Annotated in this window: 20 protein-coding genes; 12 read left to right on the top strand and 8 right to left on the bottom strand. The window is 63.6% G+C overall.

Features of this window, described 5'->3' with window-relative positions; all coding sequences use genetic code 11:
- The 3 genes from NKH78_RS04760 (at position 1) to NKH78_RS04750 (ending at position 3,464) form a co-directional block, all read left to right on the top strand.
- Positions 1 to 693, top strand: a complete 693-nt coding sequence (locus NKH78_RS04760; protein ID WP_352882128.1) for a response regulator — start codon at positions 1 to 3, stop codon at positions 691 to 693.
- A 74-nt stretch (positions 694 to 767) separates the two neighbouring features.
- Positions 768 to 2,267, top strand: coding sequence for an ATP-binding protein (locus NKH78_RS04755; protein WP_502899783.1), 1,500 nt, complete (start codon positions 768 to 770; stop codon positions 2,265 to 2,267).
- Between the two features lie 30 nt (positions 2,268 to 2,297).
- The gene (locus tag NKH78_RS04750; protein ID WP_352738395.1) at positions 2,298 to 3,464 is read left to right on the top strand and encodes an NAD(P)/FAD-dependent oxidoreductase; all 1,167 of its coding nucleotides are present in this window, start codon (positions 2,298 to 2,300) and stop codon (positions 3,462 to 3,464) included.
- A gap of 36 nt (positions 3,465 to 3,500) precedes the next feature.
- On the opposite strand, the gene NKH78_RS04745 is transcribed toward NKH78_RS04750, so the two are convergent.
- The 4 genes from NKH78_RS04745 to NKH78_RS04730 all read right to left on the bottom strand — a co-directional run bounded on the left by NKH78_RS04745 (position 3,501) and on the right by NKH78_RS04730 (position 5,302).
- Positions 3,501 to 3,989 (bottom strand): SRPBCC family protein, encoded by a 489-nt coding sequence (locus NKH78_RS04745; protein ID WP_352738393.1) that lies wholly within the window; start codon positions 3,987 to 3,989, stop codon positions 3,501 to 3,503.
- Positions 3,990 to 4,026: 37 nt separating this feature from the next.
- Positions 4,027 to 4,473: an SRPBCC family protein gene (locus NKH78_RS04740; RefSeq protein ID WP_352479710.1), complete on the bottom strand. Its 447-nt coding sequence runs from the start codon at positions 4,471 to 4,473 to the stop codon at positions 4,027 to 4,029.
- Positions 4,473 to 4,784, bottom strand: coding sequence for an ArsR/SmtB family transcription factor (locus tag NKH78_RS04735; protein WP_031213186.1), 312 nt, complete (start codon positions 4,782 to 4,784; stop codon positions 4,473 to 4,475). Before NKH78_RS04735 ends, NKH78_RS04740 begins: the two co-directional genes overlap by 1 nt.
- 92 nt (positions 4,785 to 4,876) lie before the next feature.
- Positions 4,877 to 5,302, bottom strand: coding sequence for a GNAT family N-acetyltransferase (locus tag NKH78_RS04730; protein ID WP_352479709.1), 426 nt, complete (start codon positions 5,300 to 5,302; stop codon positions 4,877 to 4,879).
- A 155-nt stretch (positions 5,303 to 5,457) separates the two neighbouring features.
- On the opposite strand from NKH78_RS04730, the gene leuD reads away from it, so the two are divergent.
- The 6 genes from leuD (at position 5,458) to NKH78_RS04700 (ending at position 9,884) form a co-directional block, all read left to right on the top strand.
- Positions 5,458 to 6,063 carry a 3-isopropylmalate dehydratase small subunit gene (gene leuD / locus NKH78_RS04725; protein WP_352738391.1) on the top strand — a complete coding sequence of 202 codons (606 nt, stop codon included), beginning with the start codon at positions 5,458 to 5,460 and terminating at the stop codon, positions 6,061 to 6,063.
- A 61-nt stretch (positions 6,064 to 6,124) separates the two neighbouring features.
- Positions 6,125 to 7,054, top strand: a complete 930-nt coding sequence (locus NKH78_RS04720; RefSeq protein WP_352738388.1) for an Ivy family c-type lysozyme inhibitor — start codon at positions 6,125 to 6,127, stop codon at positions 7,052 to 7,054.
- A 318-nt stretch (positions 7,055 to 7,372) separates the two neighbouring features.
- Positions 7,373 to 7,756 (top strand): RidA family protein, encoded by a 384-nt coding sequence (locus tag NKH78_RS04715; RefSeq protein ID WP_352738387.1) that lies wholly within the window; start codon positions 7,373 to 7,375, stop codon positions 7,754 to 7,756.
- A 51-nt stretch (positions 7,757 to 7,807) separates the two neighbouring features.
- Positions 7,808 to 8,152, top strand: a complete 345-nt coding sequence (locus NKH78_RS04710) for a VOC family protein (protein ID WP_352738405.1) — start codon at positions 7,808 to 7,810, stop codon at positions 8,150 to 8,152.
- 138 nt (positions 8,153 to 8,290) lie between these two features.
- Entirely contained in the window at positions 8,291 to 9,394 is a 1,104-nt protein-coding gene (leuB, locus tag NKH78_RS04705; protein WP_352738385.1) for a 3-isopropylmalate dehydrogenase, read from the top strand.
- 4 nt (positions 9,395 to 9,398) lie between these two features.
- Complete coding sequence (locus NKH78_RS04700) at positions 9,399 to 9,884, top strand: GNAT family N-acetyltransferase (RefSeq protein ID WP_352738383.1); 486 nt, start codon at positions 9,399 to 9,401, stop codon at positions 9,882 to 9,884.
- Here NKH78_RS04700 and NKH78_RS04695 read toward each other — a convergent pair.
- The 3 genes from NKH78_RS04695 to NKH78_RS04685 all read right to left on the bottom strand — a co-directional run bounded on the left by NKH78_RS04695 (position 9,841) and on the right by NKH78_RS04685 (position 13,276).
- A complete protein-coding gene (locus NKH78_RS04695; RefSeq protein ID WP_352738381.1) occupies positions 9,841 to 10,518 on the bottom strand; it encodes a DUF805 domain-containing protein in 678 nt (225 codons plus the stop codon). The genes NKH78_RS04700 and NKH78_RS04695 overlap by 44 nt on opposite strands.
- 108 nt (positions 10,519 to 10,626) lie before the next feature.
- Positions 10,627 to 11,340 carry a DUF805 domain-containing protein gene (locus NKH78_RS04690; protein WP_352507361.1) on the bottom strand — a complete coding sequence of 238 codons (714 nt, stop codon included), beginning with the start codon at positions 11,338 to 11,340 and terminating at the stop codon, positions 10,627 to 10,629.
- A gap of 88 nt (positions 11,341 to 11,428) precedes the next feature.
- Positions 11,429 to 13,276: a DEAD/DEAH box helicase gene (locus NKH78_RS04685; protein ID WP_352778356.1), complete on the bottom strand. Its 1,848-nt coding sequence runs from the start codon at positions 13,274 to 13,276 to the stop codon at positions 11,429 to 11,431.
- A gap of 202 nt (positions 13,277 to 13,478) precedes the next feature.
- Between NKH78_RS04685 and NKH78_RS04680 the strand changes: the two genes are divergently transcribed.
- Together NKH78_RS04680 and NKH78_RS04675 are read left to right on the top strand one after the other, a co-directional pair.
- Positions 13,479 to 13,628, top strand: coding sequence for a hypothetical protein (locus NKH78_RS04680; RefSeq protein ID WP_352450216.1), 150 nt, complete (start codon positions 13,479 to 13,481; stop codon positions 13,626 to 13,628).
- Between the two features lie 106 nt (positions 13,629 to 13,734).
- Positions 13,735 to 14,769 carry an aspartate-semialdehyde dehydrogenase gene (locus NKH78_RS04675; protein ID WP_352479700.1) on the top strand — a complete coding sequence of 345 codons (1,035 nt, stop codon included), beginning with the start codon at positions 13,735 to 13,737 and terminating at the stop codon, positions 14,767 to 14,769.
- 186 nt (positions 14,770 to 14,955) lie between these two features.
- Here NKH78_RS04675 and NKH78_RS04670 read toward each other — a convergent pair whose 3' ends face one another.
- The gene (locus NKH78_RS04670) at positions 14,956 to 15,363 is read right to left on the bottom strand and encodes an ACT domain-containing protein (RefSeq protein ID WP_352479699.1); all 408 of its coding nucleotides are present in this window, start codon (positions 15,361 to 15,363) and stop codon (positions 14,956 to 14,958) included.
- 254 nt (positions 15,364 to 15,617) lie between these two features.
- Here NKH78_RS04670 and NKH78_RS04665 point away from each other — a divergent pair, with 254 nt between their 5' ends.
- On the top strand, positions 15,618 to 16,028 hold the full coding sequence (locus tag NKH78_RS04665) for a DoxX family protein (RefSeq protein WP_352690925.1): 411 nt from the start codon (positions 15,618 to 15,620) through the stop codon (positions 16,026 to 16,028).
- The last annotated feature ends 65 nt before the right edge of the window (positions 16,029 to 16,093 follow it).

Raw genomic sequence — 16,093 nt, 5'->3', positions numbered from 1 at the left:
ATGCCGAACCACATACTGGTCGCCGACGACGACCCGCACATTCGCGAAATCATCTGCTTCGCGCTGGAAAAGGCCGGCATGAAAACGCTGGCGGTGCCGGACGGCGCGGCTGCCCTGCAGGCGATAGAGCGCCATGCGCCCGATCTCGTCGTGCTCGACATCGGCATGCCGGAAATGGGCGGGCTGGAAGTGTGCCGGCGGCTGCGCCACACATCCGACCTGCCGGTGCTGTTCCTGTCCGCGCGGGATGAAGAGATCGACCGCGTGCTCGGGCTGGAGATGGGCGGCGATGATTATGTCACCAAGCCGTTCAGCCCGCGCGAGCTGGTCGCCCGCGTCAACGTCATCCTGCGCCGCTCCCGGCCCACGCCGGAACCAGCCGACGACCGGCAATTCTCGCATGGCAGACTGTTGCTGGTTCCGGCAAGCCATACAGCCAGCTTCGACGGCAAGCCGCTGGCGCTGACGTCGATCGAATTCGCGATTCTGAAAGGCTTTTTGGCGCGGCCGGCGCATGTGCTTGGCCGCGACATGGTGATGGCCAACGCCTATGCGGCCAATATCCATGTCGCAGACCGCACCGTCGACAGCCATATCCGCAATATCCGCGCCAAGCTGGCGGCCGTCGGCTGCGTCGACGCGATCGAGACCGTGCACGGCGTCGGTTTTCGGCTGGGCGGATGCGGCGCGTGAGCGCCCAAGAACTGATTGGCAGCAAATGGCGGCCTCGCCTCGCCACGGTCGTCATCGCCATCCTGATCATGGTGATGGCGCTGCCGCTGGCCGGCCTGTTTTTCTTCCGGCTCTACGAGAACCAGCTGATCAGGCAGACCGAGGCCGAGCTGATCGCCCAAGGCGCCGCCCTTGGCGCGATCTATGCGCAAGAGGTTCGCGAGGCCGGCCTTGCCCCGGAAAAGCTAGGCGCACCCGTGCCTTCACCCAACACCAGCGATCGGGCCTCTCCCTACCAGCCGATCGAACCGGGCCTCGATCTTGCGTCCGACGGGATCCTGCCGACCCGGCCCGCGGCCACCGCGGCCAGCGCCGATCCCGCCTTCGCGGCAATCGGCGCACGCCTGTCGGGCATTCTTGCCGAGACGCAGAAGACCACGCTCGCCGGCTTCCGGCTGCTCGATCCCAGAGGCGTGGTCATCGCCGGCCGTGAGGAGGCCGGCCTGTCGCTCGCGGCTGTCGAAGAGGTTCGCGCAGCGCTTGCCGGCCGCTACGCCAGCGCGCTCAGGCTGCGGGTTCCCGACCAGCCGTCGCCGCCGCTCTATTCGGTCAGCCGCGGCACCAAGGTTCGCGTCTTCGTGGCCATGCCGGTTGCGGTCTCCGGCAAGGTCGCCGGCGTCGTCTATCTGTCGCGGACGCCGAACAACATCGTCAAGCATCTCTATGGCGAGCGCGGCAAGGTGGCGCTGGCGGCAATCGCCATCCTCGGCGGCGCGCTGCTGATCGGGCTGGTCTTCCTGCGCGCCGTCAGCCGTCCGATCTATGCGCTGATGGAACGCACGAAACGCATCGCCGCCGGCGACCGCGCGGCGATCAGGCCGCTCGATCACCACGGCACGCGCGAAATGGGTGAACTCTCTGCTGCTTTCCTCGACATGGCCGAAAAGCTGCACGCACGCTCCGACGGCATCCAGACCTTTGCCACCCACGTCTCGCACGAGCTCAAATCGCCGCTGACGGCGATCCAGGGGGCCGCCGAACTGCTGCGCGATTCGGGCAGCGCGATGGACGAGGCCGAGCGGCGGCGGTTTTCGGACAATATCGTCACCGATGCCGGCCGGCTCAACCTTCTGGTGCGCCGCCTGCTCGACCTGGCGCGCGCCGAAAATCTCGAGCCGAGCGGCGAAAGCACGTCGCTCGGTGCTGCGCTGGCGCTGCTGCCGGCCGAGGACAGGCTGGCGATGCGCCTCGAGGCCGGCAGCGATATCGGCCTGCGCATCTCGGCCGAGAACGCGGCAATCGTGCTGGCCAATCTCATCGACAATTCGGCGCGGCATGGCGCAACGCTCGTTTCCGTTGCGGCGGCGAGCGCGGACGGCAAGGCGACGATCCAGGTGAGCGACGACGGCGCCGGCATTTCGCCCAGCAACCAGGCTCGCATCTTCGAGCCGTTTTTCACCACGCGCCGCGATTCAGGCGGCACCGGTATGGGCCTCGGCATCGTGCTGGCCCTCCTGAAAGCGCATGATGGCACGATCCGGCTGGTTGACTCAGCGAGCGGCACGCGCTTCGAGATCATCCTGCCGGCGGCGTGACTCGGCGGTTCAGATCGGAAGGGCCAAAAGGTGCATTATGACATCGTCATCATCGGCGGAGCCATCGTCGGCTCCTCGGTCGCCTATTATCTGCGCGAGGAAGGGTTTTCGGGCTCGATTGCACTTGTCGAGCGCGACCCGCAATTTTCTCATGCGGCGACCACACTGTCCTGCGCCTCCATCCGCCAGCAGTTTTCGATCCCGGAAAACATCCGTCTGTCGCAGTTCACGCTGAAACTGTTCCGGCGGCTCAGGGAAGAGTTTGGCGCGGATGCCGATATCGGCTTTCGCGAAGGCGGTTATCTCATCCTTGCCGGCGAAAACGGGCTGCCTATCCTGCGGGCCAACCACGAAGCGCAGATGGCCGAGGGCGCCGACATCCTGCTCGAGGATGCGGAGGCGCTCGTCCGCCGCTTTCCGTGGCTGTCGGTCGAGGGCATTTCCGCCGGCGCCTATGGCCGCAGCGGCGAAGGCTGGTTCGACGCGCATGCGATGCTGATGCTGTTCCGCAAGGCACTGCGCACGAAGAACATCGACTTTATCACGGCGTCGGTGACGGGTATCGAGCGGCTAGGCGGCCGCGTCACTGGTGTATTTCTGGACAATGGCGAGCGGCTCGAGGCCGGCACCGTCGTCAACGCCGCCGGGCCGAATGCCGGCAAGGTGGCGGCAATGGCCGGGCTGGCGCTGCCGGTGGAGCCGCGCAAGCGCAACGTCTTCGTCTTCGAGGCGCGCGAGAAATATGACGACATGCCGCTGCTGGTCGACCCGAGCGGCATCTATGTCCGGCCGGAGGGCTCGGTCTACATCACCGGCGGCGCCGAGCCGGAAGAGGGCGAAGGACCGGCCGACCCCGCCGACTTCGACCCCGACTGGCCGCTGTTCGAAGAGGTGATCTGGCCGGTGCTGGCGACCCGCATTCCAGCCTTCGAGGCGATTAAGCCGACGCGCGCCTGGGTCGGCCATTACGACTACAACACGCTCGACCAGAATGCGGTGATCGGCCCGCATCCCGAGGTCGGTAATTTCCTCTTCGCCAACGGGTTTTCCGGTCACGGCTTGCAGCAGGCTCCAGCGGTCGGCAAGGCGCTGGCCGAACTGATCGTGCATGGCGGCTATCGCACGGTGGATTGCTCGGCGTTCGGGTATAGCCGGATCGCCGATGGGCGGCCGTTTCGGGAATTGAATGTAATTTAACGCTAGCCCGAAGGGATGCTACCGTTGCTTGGTGGATTAAGCCGCCACTAAGCCGTCCGTACCAAGATACGCCTGAAGCCAGCCCAGCACCTGGGCCCAGCCTTCGGCATGCTTCGTCGCGGCAGCAGCGAGGCCGGCGAAGCCGCCATGGCAGATGGTGACGCGTGTGCCGCCGGCGATCGGCTCCAGCAGCCAGGCGACTTTGGTTTCGCGGCGGCCAAGCGTCGGATGGTCCCAGCCGTATCTCCGCGTCTGCACGATCCCGCGCGGCTCTTCGATCTCCAGGAATTCGCCGCTGGCGGGCAGGTGTCTGCCGGCCGCCGTCTCGACGGTGACGCTCCAGCGGCCGCCGACGTGGAGGTCGGCCGTCCATCCGGTCATCCGGTAGGTCGCGGCGGACCCCCACCAGCGCTCGACCTCACGTGTAACGAGCGCGTCAAAGATCCGCTCGGGCGGCGCGCAAACATCGGCGCTCGCCATAACGGTCTTGCCATTCGTCATGCTGTGCACCGCGGAACTGTACATCGCCTGTCTCCAGAAACGTTTCGCTATCGAAACAACCTCAAGCCTTCGACGCGGGGCGGGACAGGCCTTTGCCGGTTTCGAGCAGGCTCTTCAGGCTGGACAGGATGAGCGGCCAGCCGTTCGCCACATGGCCAAGCAGCTTGTGCGGTCCATCGGCCTCGTGTGTGATGGCGAGCTTCACCATCTCGCCCTCCTGCTCGATGGCGAAGGTGCAGCGTGTGTAGCCGTCCGCCTTGACTTCGGGCATGAACTCGTTGCGCCATTTGAGCACGATGCGCTTGGGTGGATCGATCTCGAGGACCTCGCCGCTGTCGGTGACGCGGCCGTCGGTGTAAACCATCTTCCACGCCGAACCTTGTTTCCAGTCGCTTAGCATCTGGGCGCCGAGGAAATATTGCCGCTGGAACTCCGGCTCGGTCAGCGCTTGCCAGAGTTTTTCGGGCGAGGTGCGGATGTAGGTGACATAAACGAAAATGTTGCTCATCAGTCTTCCCTTTCGAGGCGTTTCTTCAAATCGCTGAGGGCGCCCAGTCGCCCCCGCTCGAATTTGCCGATCCAGCGTTCGGCGATCTCGTTGATGGGAACCGGATTCAGATAATGTTGCTTCTCGCGTCCCTTGCGGATGGTGGTGACGAGGTTTGCTTCTTCCAGGATCGCCAGATGCTTGGTCACCGCCTGGCGCGTCATGTCCATCTCACCGCACAGCGCGTTCAGCGTCTGCCCGTTCCTTGCATGAAGGCTGTCCAGTAATCGCCGACGTGTCGGGTCGGCCAAGGCGCGAAAGACGGCATCCATGCTCATGACTCTAATATGCAACCATCTGGTTGCATGTCAAGAGGCAGAACCTTGGCCGAGGCTGCGCAGGTTGAGGTCGCTGAAAGTGGATTTCAGCGCTTGCGGCCGAACCAGAATGCGTTGGGCATGCGCTCCATGCCGATACGCTCATAGAAGCCGACGGCGTCGGGCATGGAGATCAGGCTGATGGCGACGGACGGTCCGAGTTGCCGGCGTGCCTCATCCATCAGACCCTTGCCGATACCCAGCCCTTGCGCCGATGCAGAAACAGCGAGCTCGGAGATATAGCAGACCCAGGAAAAGTCGGTGATGCCGCGAGCGACACCGACCAGCGGCTTGCCTTCTGTATCGAGACGCGCGGTGAGCACCAAATTGGCCGCTGACAACATCGCCTTCAATCGAGTGTTGTCATCGACGGGCCGTGTCTCGCCGAGGCCGGATTCCACCAGCACGCGGCGGAACTCGGCGATGCCGAGGCCCGGTTCGCTGGCGTAAAGGATCGTGGATCGCGTTGTCATGTCGATAAAAGTGCACCATGGGCCGGTGGTTTTGAAGCGTTTTGTGTTTCGATCGACGACGGAAGTCCAGAAACACCCGCCTTTTATTTGCCCGCGGCTTTGTGTAAACCGGGCGCCAGCAATTCCCCGCAACGAGAAGAAGACGGGCAAGAACCATGGAAAAATTCACCAAGCTCACCGGCGTCGCCGCGCCGATGCCGATCGTCAATGTCGACACCGACATGATCATCCCCAAGGATTATCTCAAGACGATCAAGCGCACCGGGCTCGGCACCGGCTTGTTCGCCGAAATGCGCTACAAGGACGACGGTTCGGAAAACCCGGACTTCGTGCTCAACAAGCCGGCCTACCGTAAGGCGCAGATCCTGGTCGCCGGCGACAATTTCGGCTGCGGTTCGAGCCGGGAACATGCGCCGTGGGCGCTGCTCGATTTCGGCATCCGCTGCGTCATCTCGACCTCGTTCGCCGACATTTTCTACAACAACTGCTTCAAGAACGGCATCCTGCCGATCACCGTCAGCCCGGAAGACCTGGAGAAGCTGATGGACGATGCCTCGCGCGGTTCCAACGCGACGCTGTCGATCGATCTCGAGGCCAAGGAAATCCGCGGGCCGGACGGCGGCGTGGTCAAGTTCGACCTCGACGAGTTCAAGCGCCACTGCCTGCTCAACGGGCTCGACGATATCGGTCTGACCATGGAGAAGGCCGGCGCCATCGCTTCGTTCGAGAAGAAGAATGCTGCTGAGCGACCCTGGGCCTGAGCGGTACGATGACCTGGTCGCGACAGACCGGGTTCGTGGCGGCTGAACGGAGGGGACAGTCATGATACGTTCGCTTCTGGCCGGGGCCTGCGCGCTGGCGTGGATTCTGATGCCGGTGGCAGGCGCGCATGCACAGACCGACATAGTGCTCGTGCCGGCTGACGATGCGTCCGGCGGGGCCGCCGACCAGGGCGCGTTGAGCAATGCGGCCCTAGCCGACAATGACAAACAGGCGCCGATCCCGTTCGAGGGCGGCCAGCTGACCATCACCCAGGAGGAAGAGTACGGGGAACGGATGCTCGCCTTCGACGGCAAGGAACTGGCGCGCAATTACGACGTCTTCTTCGACAAGGTCGTCGAGGTCGGCGGTGTCAAGGTGGCGCTGGTCGATGTCGGCGACGGCGGCAATCAATGCGGCCCGGCCAAGGTGATCGTGTGGAAGCCGGAAGGCGGCACGATCCAGACGACCACGGTCGAGCAGGATGAATGCGGCGCACCGCCGGCCGCGATCTCCGACAGCGCCATCTATTTCGTACCCTATCTTTTGCCGGGCGATTCCAAGCCGGCGCTGCAATGGTCGCCGACGGACGGGCTGACGACGTCCGGTATTCTGACCTACATGCCGGAGCCGGGCACCGACTGGAAAGACGTCGATCCGTCGAAATACGACAACATCATTGATGCCTTTCACAACGAGGCCGTCTACAGGCTAGCCGAGACGCTGCTCGGCAAGGACATGCCCGACATGGCGACCAGCCTGCTGGTCGGCGGCGGTACTGAGGCGACCGCTTCGGGCGCCTTTTTTGCCAGCGGCTGCGTGCCGCATGATTGCGGCGGCAATGACGGTTTCATGGCCGTCGACCCGGTCAACCATAAGCTCTATTTCGCCCGCCGCGGCGACAAGCCCGAGCCGGACGCGTGGCCGGCGGTGAGTACATGGCCGGCCGACGTCAAGGAAGCGCTGGACAAGGCGCTGGGGTCGGCGAATTAAGGTTTCGACAAGGGGTCGCACTGCGCATTCGTCATCCTCGGGCTTGACCCGAGGATCCATGCCGCGACCGTTGTCGGAAGGCGCGGCTGAGCAGAAATTCTGCACCGTGGCAAAGCCATGATGTCTCGGCATGGATCCTATGGTCTACGCTGCGTCGCTACGCTCCTTGCTCCGCCATAGGATGACGACGGATAGATGCTCCGGCCAATCTCCAAGGTTAGCGTCTTGCCGCCTCGTGACAACAATTTGCCTAGCTTGGCTCATGGCCCGCCCGGCCCCCTCTGCTAGACGACGCTCAGCAACCCAACGAGGCCGCCCATGCGAAAACTGATCTCCACCGGTTCGCCCTTCGAGAAGACCGCCGGCTATTCGCGTGCCGTGGTGCAGGGCGACTGGTGTTTCGTGTCCGGAACGACCGGCTACGATTATGCCACTATGACGATGCCGGAGACGGTCGAGGCACAGACGCGTAATTGCCTTTCTACCATCGCCAAGGCACTGCAAGACGGCGGCTTCGAGATGGCCGATGTGGTGCGGGCACATTACTATATCACCGATGCGGCTTTCGTGGATGTGGTGTTCCCGATCCTCGGCGAGGCCTTTGGCGAGATCAGGCCGGCGGCAACGATGATCGTGTGCCAGCTCAACAAGCCGGAGATGAAGATCGAGATCGAGGTGACGGCGCTGCGGCGCACAGCCTGATGCCTGTCACGGTTGCGACAACGACACGGTTAGCACGAGGATCGGCCCATGGTGAAGGTCAGGCGCATCGTTGCAAACATAGACACGCAGGATATCGCGGCGGCAAAACCCTTCTATCAGGATGTGCTCGGCCTCGATCTCAAGATGGATATGGGCTGGATCGCTACCTACGGCTCGCAAGAGACGATGCAGGTCAGTTTCATGGCCGAAGGGGGATCAGGAACGCCGGTGCCGGACATCTCTATCGAAGTCGACGACGTCGATGCCGCGCTTGAAAGCATGAGGACGGCCGGCTTTGCCATCGAATACGGTCCGGCGGACGAACCCTGGGGCGTGCGGCGCTTCTTCGTACGCGACCCGTTCGGCAGGCTGGTCAATATCCTTTCGCATCTGTAGGCGTTTTGGCTTGAGCATCGGATTCTGCCAAACCGGTTTCCACTTTTGGGTCCGATGCTATGAACCGCAGGCTTGCGCGCCGGCTGCTTGGCGTTTAGCAAGGCCGCGTTCATGCGCTAAACAATCGGGACGGTTCTCATGGCTTCGAAAAATCTTCTCCTGCTTGCCGGCGACGGCATCGGCCCCGAGGCGATGGCCGAGGTGAAGAAGCTGATCGCCGCCATGGACGACAGGCTCGGCAGCGATTTCGTCACCGATGAGGGCCTTGTCGGCGGCTGCGCCTATGACGCGCATGGCGCGGCGATCTCCGACGCCGACATGGCCAAGGCGATGGCCGCGGACGCGGTGCTGTTCGGCGCCGTCGGCGGACCGAAATGGGATGCGGTGCCTTACGAGGTCCGCCCGGAGGCGGGTCTGCTGCGGCTGCGCAAGGACATGGAGCTGTTTGCCAATCTCAGGCCGGCAATCTGCTATCCGGCGCTGGCGGCGTCCTCCTCGCTCAAGCAGGAGGTGGTCGAAGGGCTCGATATCCTCATCGTGCGCGAGCTCACCGGCGGCGTCTATTTCGGCGAGCCGAAGCAGATCATCGATCTCGGCAACGGCCAGAAGCGCGGCATCGACACCCAAGTCTACGATACGTTCGAGATCGAGCGCATTTCGGGCGTTGCCTTCGAGTTGGCACGCACGCGCAAGAACCACGTCACCTCGATGGAAAAGCGCAATGTGATGAAATCTGGCGTGCTGTGGAACGAGGTCGTCACCCAGACGCACAAGGCGCGCTATGCCGACGTCAAGCTCGATCACATGTTGGCCGATGCCGGCGGCATGCAGTTGGTGCGCTGGCCGAAGCAGTTCGACGTCATCGTCACCGACAATCTGTTCGGCGACATGCTGTCCGACATCGCCGCCATGCTGACCGGCTCGATCGGCATGCTGCCGTCCGCCTCGCTCGGCGCGCCGGATGCGAAGACAAAAAAGCGCAAGGCGCTCTACGAGCCGGTGCACGGCTCGGCACCCGACATCGCCGGCAAGGGCATCGCCAATCCGATCGCCATGATCGCCTCCTTCGCCATGTGCATGCGCTATTCCTTCGGCATGGTTGAAGAGGCCGACCGGCTGGAAGGCGCGATCGCCGCCGTTCTCGACCAGGGCTTGCGCACCAGGGATATTCATTCGCCGGGGATGACCGAGGTCGGCACCGCTGAGATGGGCGACGCGATCATCGCCAAGTTCCTGGGCTGATCCCGTGTCGGTCGACGTCCGCTGGGCGACGACCGGGGATGCCGCCGCACTCGCCGCCATGCTTTGCGAAATGGCGGTGCATTACCGGCAGCCGCCACTCGACGCCAGCCAAGCTTTGTCGGCGGCGCAGAAATGGCTTGGCGACGAAAGTCCGGCCTATCCGCATTTTGCGCTCGCCTTCGTCGATGGTGAAGTTTGCGGGCTGGCCTCGGTTGCGATCGCGCATCCCGGCATCGATCTCGAGCGGCTGCTGTTCCTCAAGGACCTATTCGTACGCGATGATGCCCGCAATGGCGGTGTCGGTCGAGCGCTGATGGCATTCCTTGCCGGCCATTGCCTGCGCGAAGGCATCGGCCGCATCGACCTGACCACCGAGGACTGGAACGAGCGTGCGCTGCGCTTCTACGTCGGGCTCGGCGCGGAGCGCCAGGGCCGGAAGGTCTTCCTCAGGCTTTCGAGCGAGGCGCTGAAGGCGATCGCCAAACCCTGACGCCCGCCGGCACCGGACCCCAAAGGTTTTCACCGACCTTGGATGGGATAAGCCCAAGCGCCAACAGACCCAGCGTGTTGAAGCCGGGAACGAAGTACAGCAAAACGAACCAGCCGCTCAGGCCGATGTCGTGCAGGCGTCGTACCATAAGGGCAAACCACGGCAGGACAGTCAGTAGCAGGAACACGAAGGCTGGCGCATAACCCAAAGCTCCAAATTCCAGGTCGCCTCTGACAGCTGTGATCGCTGCATTGATGAGGACGCCGAACGCAAGAAGCGCGAAGAACACGATCAGCGTGAGCAGAAAAAAGCCCCAAAATTCCTTGCGGCGGGCGCGGCCGGTGAAGCTGACAGGTCTCACTTTGAATGCGCGCCAGAAATAAGCCCATAATCCGGTGGATTGGGCAGGTTCAACGCCGTTGGGAATGAGGCTGCGGGATTCGGCAGCCCTTGGCCTTCCTGCAATGACGGCGCGCGCAGTCCCATGGTCCGGCTGGAACTCGACGGGTGCGCCTCTGACCAACGCCACGCCGGGACTCAGATCCTCATGCCCGACGATGTAACGCTTGCCGTCGGCTCCATTGATGTATCCGAAACCCTGATCCTGGTCATAATGATAAATCGCGCCGCGCACTGCTTGCCCCCAAATACTGTGCCGTACGGATACTATCCAAGGTTGTTTTCAATTGCAATATGCACGCATCACATGTGCGAATGGAGCGGCTGCTAGGCACGGCGCCAGCTAAACCCTGACGCCTGCCGGCACCGGACCCCACTGGTTTTCACGCGGCTGGGTCGGGATCAGCGCGAAGATCAGGATGATCACGGTGCCGAAGGTCGGGATCAGGAAAAGCAGGAAGAGCCAGCCGGTCAGGCCGATGTCGTGCAGGCGACGCACGTTCAGCCCGAACCACGGCAGGGCTGTCGCCAGCAGAAAGAGGCCGAAAAGGCCGACCGTCACTGCCGGCAATTCACTGTTGTCGAGATTGCCCATGGCGTCGTCGATGAAGACGCCGATGCCTATGACCACAATCAGCGCGATCGTCCAGAACAGGCAATACCCCCAATATTCCTTGCGGCGGGCACGGCCGGCGAAGTTGAAGTAATTCTCGGTCAGACCCAGCCAGAAATAGTTCCACAGGCCGGCGGATTCGGCCGGACTTTGTTCAGCGGAACGGCCGAAATGTTGCGGCTGACGTGCCGCTGGCGCATTGCCGGCCTGAGATGGCACGGCGGTTGCAGTGGAGGCGTCGGCAGGCGCACTGCGAGGTTGGACGCGGATCGAAAAAACATCGCGTGCCCGTCCGCCAGCCGGCTGGAATTCGACGGTCGTACCTCCGGCAACCGATGCTTCGCGGCGCAAATCTTCGCGCGCCAAAGTGTAGCGGTTGCCGTCGGCTCCGGTGATGAAACCAAAACCCTGGTCTTCGTCGTAATGAAGAACTTCGCCGCGCATGTCCTGCCCACCCCCATTTCCCCGCCCCAGACTGTGCAAAGTTCCGGCAGACCGCAAGGGGCGTGCGGAAATGGAGAGTGCTGGCTATTTACCCCGGCCGTTTCTTCGATTTCTTGTGTTTCGCAGGTCCGCCTTCGAACTTCGCCTTGGCCGGTTTCCCGGCCCAGGGCTTCGCCTCGAATGCCGGGCGCTGGTCGGCCGGTGCGCGCTTCTCGAATTTGGGCGCGTGCTGATCGAAGGTGCGCTTGCCGCGATGCGGCTTCTTGTCGGGCCGCGGTTCCTGATAGCCGGCTCGCGACAAATCCGGCGTAGCGTCCAGCCGCTTGACCGCAATGTTGCCCTGCAGCTTGCGGTCGGGACCGATCGCAGCGAGGAAGCGCTCGGCCCAGTCCGCCGCGATCTGCACGAAGGTTTCCTCCGGCTGCATCTTGATCGCGCCTATCTCGCGCTTGGAAATGCCGCCTGCCCGGCACAGCATCGGGATCAGCCAGCGCGGCTCGGCGTTCTGCCGGCGTCCGACCGACAGCGAGAACCAGACGCTGTCGCCGAAATCGTCGCGGCGGCTCGGTGCCTCGTCGCGGCGGGCGGCTCTGTCGCCAGCGGGTCTGTCGCCCGACGGCATGAACGGAGCGACGTCCAAGAGATCCTCGGGCGCCGAGCGGCTGGAGCGGCAGAGACGCACGAAGGCTGCCGCCACCAGTTCGGCGCCACGTTGGTCGAGAAGCGCGTTGACGAAGCCGCGCTCATCGTCCGTCACCGGCTCGCTGAAGACCGGGTCGGCGAGGATGCGTTCGTCGTCGCGGCGCAAGACGTCGTCGGCCGAAGGCGGGCTCGCCCACGTCGCCGCAAGGCCGGCGCTTTGCAGCAGGCGTTCGGTGCGCCTGCGGGCATTGTTGGGCACGATCAGCGCGCTGACGCCCTTGCGTCCTGCCCGTCCCGTCCGCCCGCTTCGGTGCAGGAGCGTCTCCGGGTTGGTCGGCAAGTCGGCGTGGATGACCAGTTCGAGGTTGGGCAGGTCGATGCCGCGTGCCGCGACGTCGGTGGCGATGCAGACTTTTGCGCGGCCGTCGCGCATCGCCTGCAGCGCGTGGCTGCGCTCGTTCTGGCTAAGCTCGCCGGACAGCGCCACGACGGAAAAGTTGCGGTTGTTGAAGCGTGCCGTCAGATGGTTGACGGCGGCGCGCGTGTTGCAGAACACCAGCGCGTTCTTGGCCTCGTAATAGCGCAGCACGTTGATGATGGCGTTTTCGCGGTCCGCCTGGGCGACGCTCAGCGCCCGGTATTCGATGTCGAGATGCTGCTTTTCCTCGCCGGAGGCCGAGATGCGCACAGCATCGCGCTGGTAGCCCTTGGCCAGCGTGGCGATGGAGCGCGGCACGGTCGCGGAAAACATCAGCGTGCGGCGGTCGGCGGGCGCGGCATCGAGGATGAATTCCAGATCCTCGCGAAAGCCGAGATCGAGCATCTCGTCGGCCTCGTCGAGCACCACTGCCTTGAGCGCCGACATGTCGAGCGAATTGCGGGTGATGTGATCGCGCAGGCGGCCGGGCGTGCCCACGACGATATGGGCGCCGCGCTCCAGTGCGCGCCGTTCGGTGCGCATGTCCATGCCGCCGACGCAGGACGCCACCGTGGCGCCGGTCAGTTCGTAGAGCCATTCCAGCTCGCGCGTTACCTGCAGGGCCAACTCCCGCGTCGGCGCCACGGCCAGCGCCAGGGGTGCCGCCGCGTGGGAAAAGCGCTCCGCGCCATCGAGAAGGGTCGGCGCCAAAGCCAGACCGAAGGCGACGGTCTTGCCGGAGCCGGTCTGGGCCGAAACCAGCGCATCGGCCTGGCCAAGCTCGAGAACGGCGTTCTGCACCGGCGTCAGCTCGACATAGCCGCGTTTTTCCAGCGCCTTTGCCAGCGCGGGAACAATAGCTTCGAAGTTGGACATCTTGCTCTTTCGAAATTCGGATTCTGAATACCCGGCGACGGGTCAAATGTCGGCAAGCGCCCACAGACGGGCGCCACGAGCCAGACGATGCTCGTTCGTACTTGGTGCCGCCGTCATTGTACAGGGCGGGCGGGTCGGCCTGCTTGCGATTGACTCTAGACGTAAACCGCGTAAAAGCCGGCACCGAACGGGATAGTTTTCGATGCGCGGCCTTTTGATGGCGCTTTCTGCCTTCGACATCCCCGGCCCCAATGCGAACCATTGGGCCGGGCGCGTTGCTGCGTCTCCTCGTTCCAGCAAAATCACGTTCTTGCTCAAAAAAACCGGCAAAACGACCACCAAAACGGTCTGATTCCCTTGGCCTAACCACCCTCTCCCGGGTCCGGCCCGGGGGTTGAAACCCGCATCGGCCGGCGGGTTTTCTCCAGAAACCGAGCGGAGAGGGACAGGAGATTTCGATGAGTTTCAAGGTTGCGATCGTCGGCGCCACGGGCAATGTGGGCCGGGAAATGCTCAACATACTGGAGGAACGCGGCTTTCCGGTAAGCGAGGTGGTGGCGCTGGCCTCGCGGCGCAGCCAAGGCACGGAAGTGTCGTTCGGCGACCGCACGCTGAAGGTCAGGGCGCTCGACCAATATGATTTTTCAGACACCGACATCTGCATCATGTCGGCTGGCGGCAACGTCTCCAAGGAATGGTCGCCGAAGATCGGCAAGCAGGGCTGCGTCGTCATCGACAATTCGTCGGCCTTCCGTTACGACCAGGACGTGCCGCTGATCGTTCCGGAAGTGAACCCGGATGCGATCTCGCTGTTCACGCGCAAGAACATCATCGCCAACCCGAACTGCTCGACGGCGCAGCTGGTCGTGGCGCTGAAGCCGCTGCATGACGCTGCCACCATCAAGCGCGTCGTCGTCGCCACCTACCAGTCGGTCTCCGGCGCCGGCAAGGAAGGCATGGACGAATTGTTCACGCAGACGCGCGCGGTGTTCGTCGCCGACACCGTCGACGTCAAGAAGTTCACCAAGCGTATTGCCTTCAACGTCATCCCGCATATCGACGTCTTCCTCGACGACGGCTTCACCAAGGAAGAGTGGAAGATGGTGGCCGAGACCAAGAAGATGCTCGACCCCAAGATCAAGCTGACGGCGACCTGCGTGCGGGTGCCGGTGTTCATCGGTCATTCGGAAGCGGTCAACATCGAGTTCGAAAAGCCGATCACCGCCGATGAGGCGCGCGAGATCCTGCGCGAGGCGCCGGGCTGCCAGGTCATCGACAAGCGCGAGGACGGCGGCTACATCACGCCACTGGAATCGGCCGGCGAGGACGCCACCTTCATCTCGCGCATCCGCGAGGATTCGACCATCGACAACGGCCTTTCGATGTGGATCGTCTCCGACAATCTGCGCAAGGGCGCAGCACTCAATGCGGTTCAGATCGCCGAGCTGCTGGTCGAGCGCGGGCTGATACAGCCAAAGAAGAAGGCGGCGTAGTTTCGCTCACGGCCGTATCGCCGCTATCGCGGCTGGCCCTCCGCGGGGGCGCCGGAAGGCCGGCGGCCCGCAGTCGCGGGCTCGGCCTTCGGCCGTTAGCGCCCTTCTCCCCGCTCACGGGAGAAGGTTCCGGCAGGAGGATGAGGGGCAGCGCAGGCGTCTCAAATGGCCAGCAAGGTGCCGGCGTCACAGCCGGTTCTCCTCCGCTAGGTCCAACAGCAACTCCAGCGCCTCCTCCGCCCGGTCGGCGGGCACGAACAGGTGATCGTGGTAGAAGGCCGAGACCGGATTGACGCCGATGCCGGCCGCGGCCAGTCGTGCGGTGATGGCGGCGAGGAAGCCGACCGCGTCCAGCGACGAATGGATGTTCAGCGTCAGCATCCGGCAGCGGAACACGGTTTTCAGTCCAGCGGCCTTGGCATGGTCTTCATGCACGATCAGCGTCATGCCCTCGCGCTCGCGAAATAGCATCACCGGGTGGAGCCTGTCGGGAACGGGCGCATCGGGTGGCAACGTGGTGAACACATGAACCCCGGCAAGCAATTCCGGCGTCATTGCCGCCAGCAACTGTTTCAGGTCGGTCTCTCCGGCCATCGATTGCTTTCGTTGTGCGACTAGGCGGCTGCTGCGTCGAGCGCTCGAAGACACTTCTATGGATTTTCGATAACGCCCTCCACCTCACCCCGCAAGGTGGACTTGGCCAGGTTCGTTGCTGACTGAACGTACACACCCAAGGTTCGCCGCTGGAGTGAAAAGAACTGGAGGCATGTCGGATCGCCGTAATGGGCCGCGTCCTTGGTTCGAGCTGGCGGAGGAGCCAGTGCTCACAACGACCGGAGGGAACATCAATGACCATGTCTCAGGCAGCACCCGTCTCATCGCGTGCCTTGTGGGCCGGCCGCGTGCTCAGCGCCGTCGTCGTGCTGTTCATGATCTTCGACGGCGTGATCAAGCTACCGCCGCTCGAAATCGTCACCCAGACCATGGTGCAGCTCGGCTGGCCGGCCGATGCCAATGTCTCGCGCATTCTCGGCATCATTGGACTGGTCTCGACAGCGCTTTACGCGCTGCCGCGCACCTCGGTGCTCGGCGCCATCCTGCTCACCGCTTATCTCGGCGGCGCCGTCGCCACGCATGTGCGGATCGGCAGCCCTTTGTTCTCGCACATACTGTTCGGCGTCTATCTCGGCGCCATCCTCTGGGGTGGCCTGTATCTGCGCGATCCAAGGGTGCGCGGGTTGTTCCCATTCAGCCAATAGCGGCGACTTCGAAAGCCGTTCGATGGTGGCCACGCCGCCAGAGCGCCGGGCGGCAGCCGATCTTC

Source organism: Mesorhizobium sp. M0910, from assembly GCF_040319465.1.
Lineage (GTDB): Bacteria > Pseudomonadota > Alphaproteobacteria > Rhizobiales > Rhizobiaceae > Mesorhizobium.
The sequence above is the reverse complement of the archived record's forward strand: the minus strand, read 5'-3'. Positions and strand labels throughout refer to the sequence as shown.

Bases quoted from the DNA above. Each gene is read 5' to 3' on its own strand.
- NKH78_RS04670 (WP_352479699.1), bottom strand. From the start codon at position 15,363: ATGGCCGGAGAGACCGACCTGAAACAGTTGCTGGCGGCAATGACGCCG.
- leuB (WP_352738385.1), top strand. From the start codon at position 8,291: ATGGCTTCGAAAAATCTTCTCCTGCTTGCCGGCGACGGCATCGGCCCC.
- NKH78_RS04735 (WP_031213186.1), bottom strand. From the start codon at position 4,784: ATGGATGCCGTCTTTCGCGCCTTGGCCGACCCGACACGTCGGCGATTA.
- NKH78_RS04740 (WP_352479710.1), bottom strand. From the start codon at position 4,473: ATGAGCAACATTTTCGTTTATGTCACCTACATCCGCACCTCGCCCGAA.
- NKH78_RS04755 (WP_502899783.1), top strand. From the start codon at position 768: ATGGCGCTGCCGCTGGCCGGCCTGTTTTTCTTCCGGCTCTACGAGAAC.
- NKH78_RS04690 (WP_352507361.1), bottom strand. From the start codon at position 11,340: ATGCGCGGCGAAGTTCTTCATTACGACGAAGACCAGGGTTTTGGTTTC.
- NKH78_RS04715 (WP_352738387.1), top strand. From the start codon at position 7,373: ATGCGAAAACTGATCTCCACCGGTTCGCCCTTCGAGAAGACCGCCGGC.
- NKH78_RS04730 (WP_352479709.1), bottom strand. From the start codon at position 5,302: ATGACAACGCGATCCACGATCCTTTACGCCAGCGAACCGGGCCTCGGC.
- NKH78_RS04760 (WP_352882128.1), top strand. From the start codon at position 1: ATGCCGAACCACATACTGGTCGCCGACGACGACCCGCACATTCGCGAA.
- leuD (WP_352738391.1), top strand. From the start codon at position 5,458: ATGGAAAAATTCACCAAGCTCACCGGCGTCGCCGCGCCGATGCCGATC.
- NKH78_RS04680 (WP_352450216.1), top strand. From the start codon at position 13,479: ATGCGCGGCCTTTTGATGGCGCTTTCTGCCTTCGACATCCCCGGCCCC.
- NKH78_RS04745 (WP_352738393.1), bottom strand. From the start codon at position 3,989: ATGTACAGTTCCGCGGTGCACAGCATGACGAATGGCAAGACCGTTATG.
- NKH78_RS04720 (WP_352738388.1), top strand. From the start codon at position 6,125: ATGATACGTTCGCTTCTGGCCGGGGCCTGCGCGCTGGCGTGGATTCTG.
- NKH78_RS04685 (WP_352778356.1), bottom strand. From the start codon at position 13,276: ATGTCCAACTTCGAAGCTATTGTTCCCGCGCTGGCAAAGGCGCTGGAA.
- NKH78_RS04665 (WP_352690925.1), top strand. From the start codon at position 15,618: ATGACCATGTCTCAGGCAGCACCCGTCTCATCGCGTGCCTTGTGGGCC.
- NKH78_RS04675 (WP_352479700.1), top strand. From the start codon at position 13,735: ATGAGTTTCAAGGTTGCGATCGTCGGCGCCACGGGCAATGTGGGCCGG.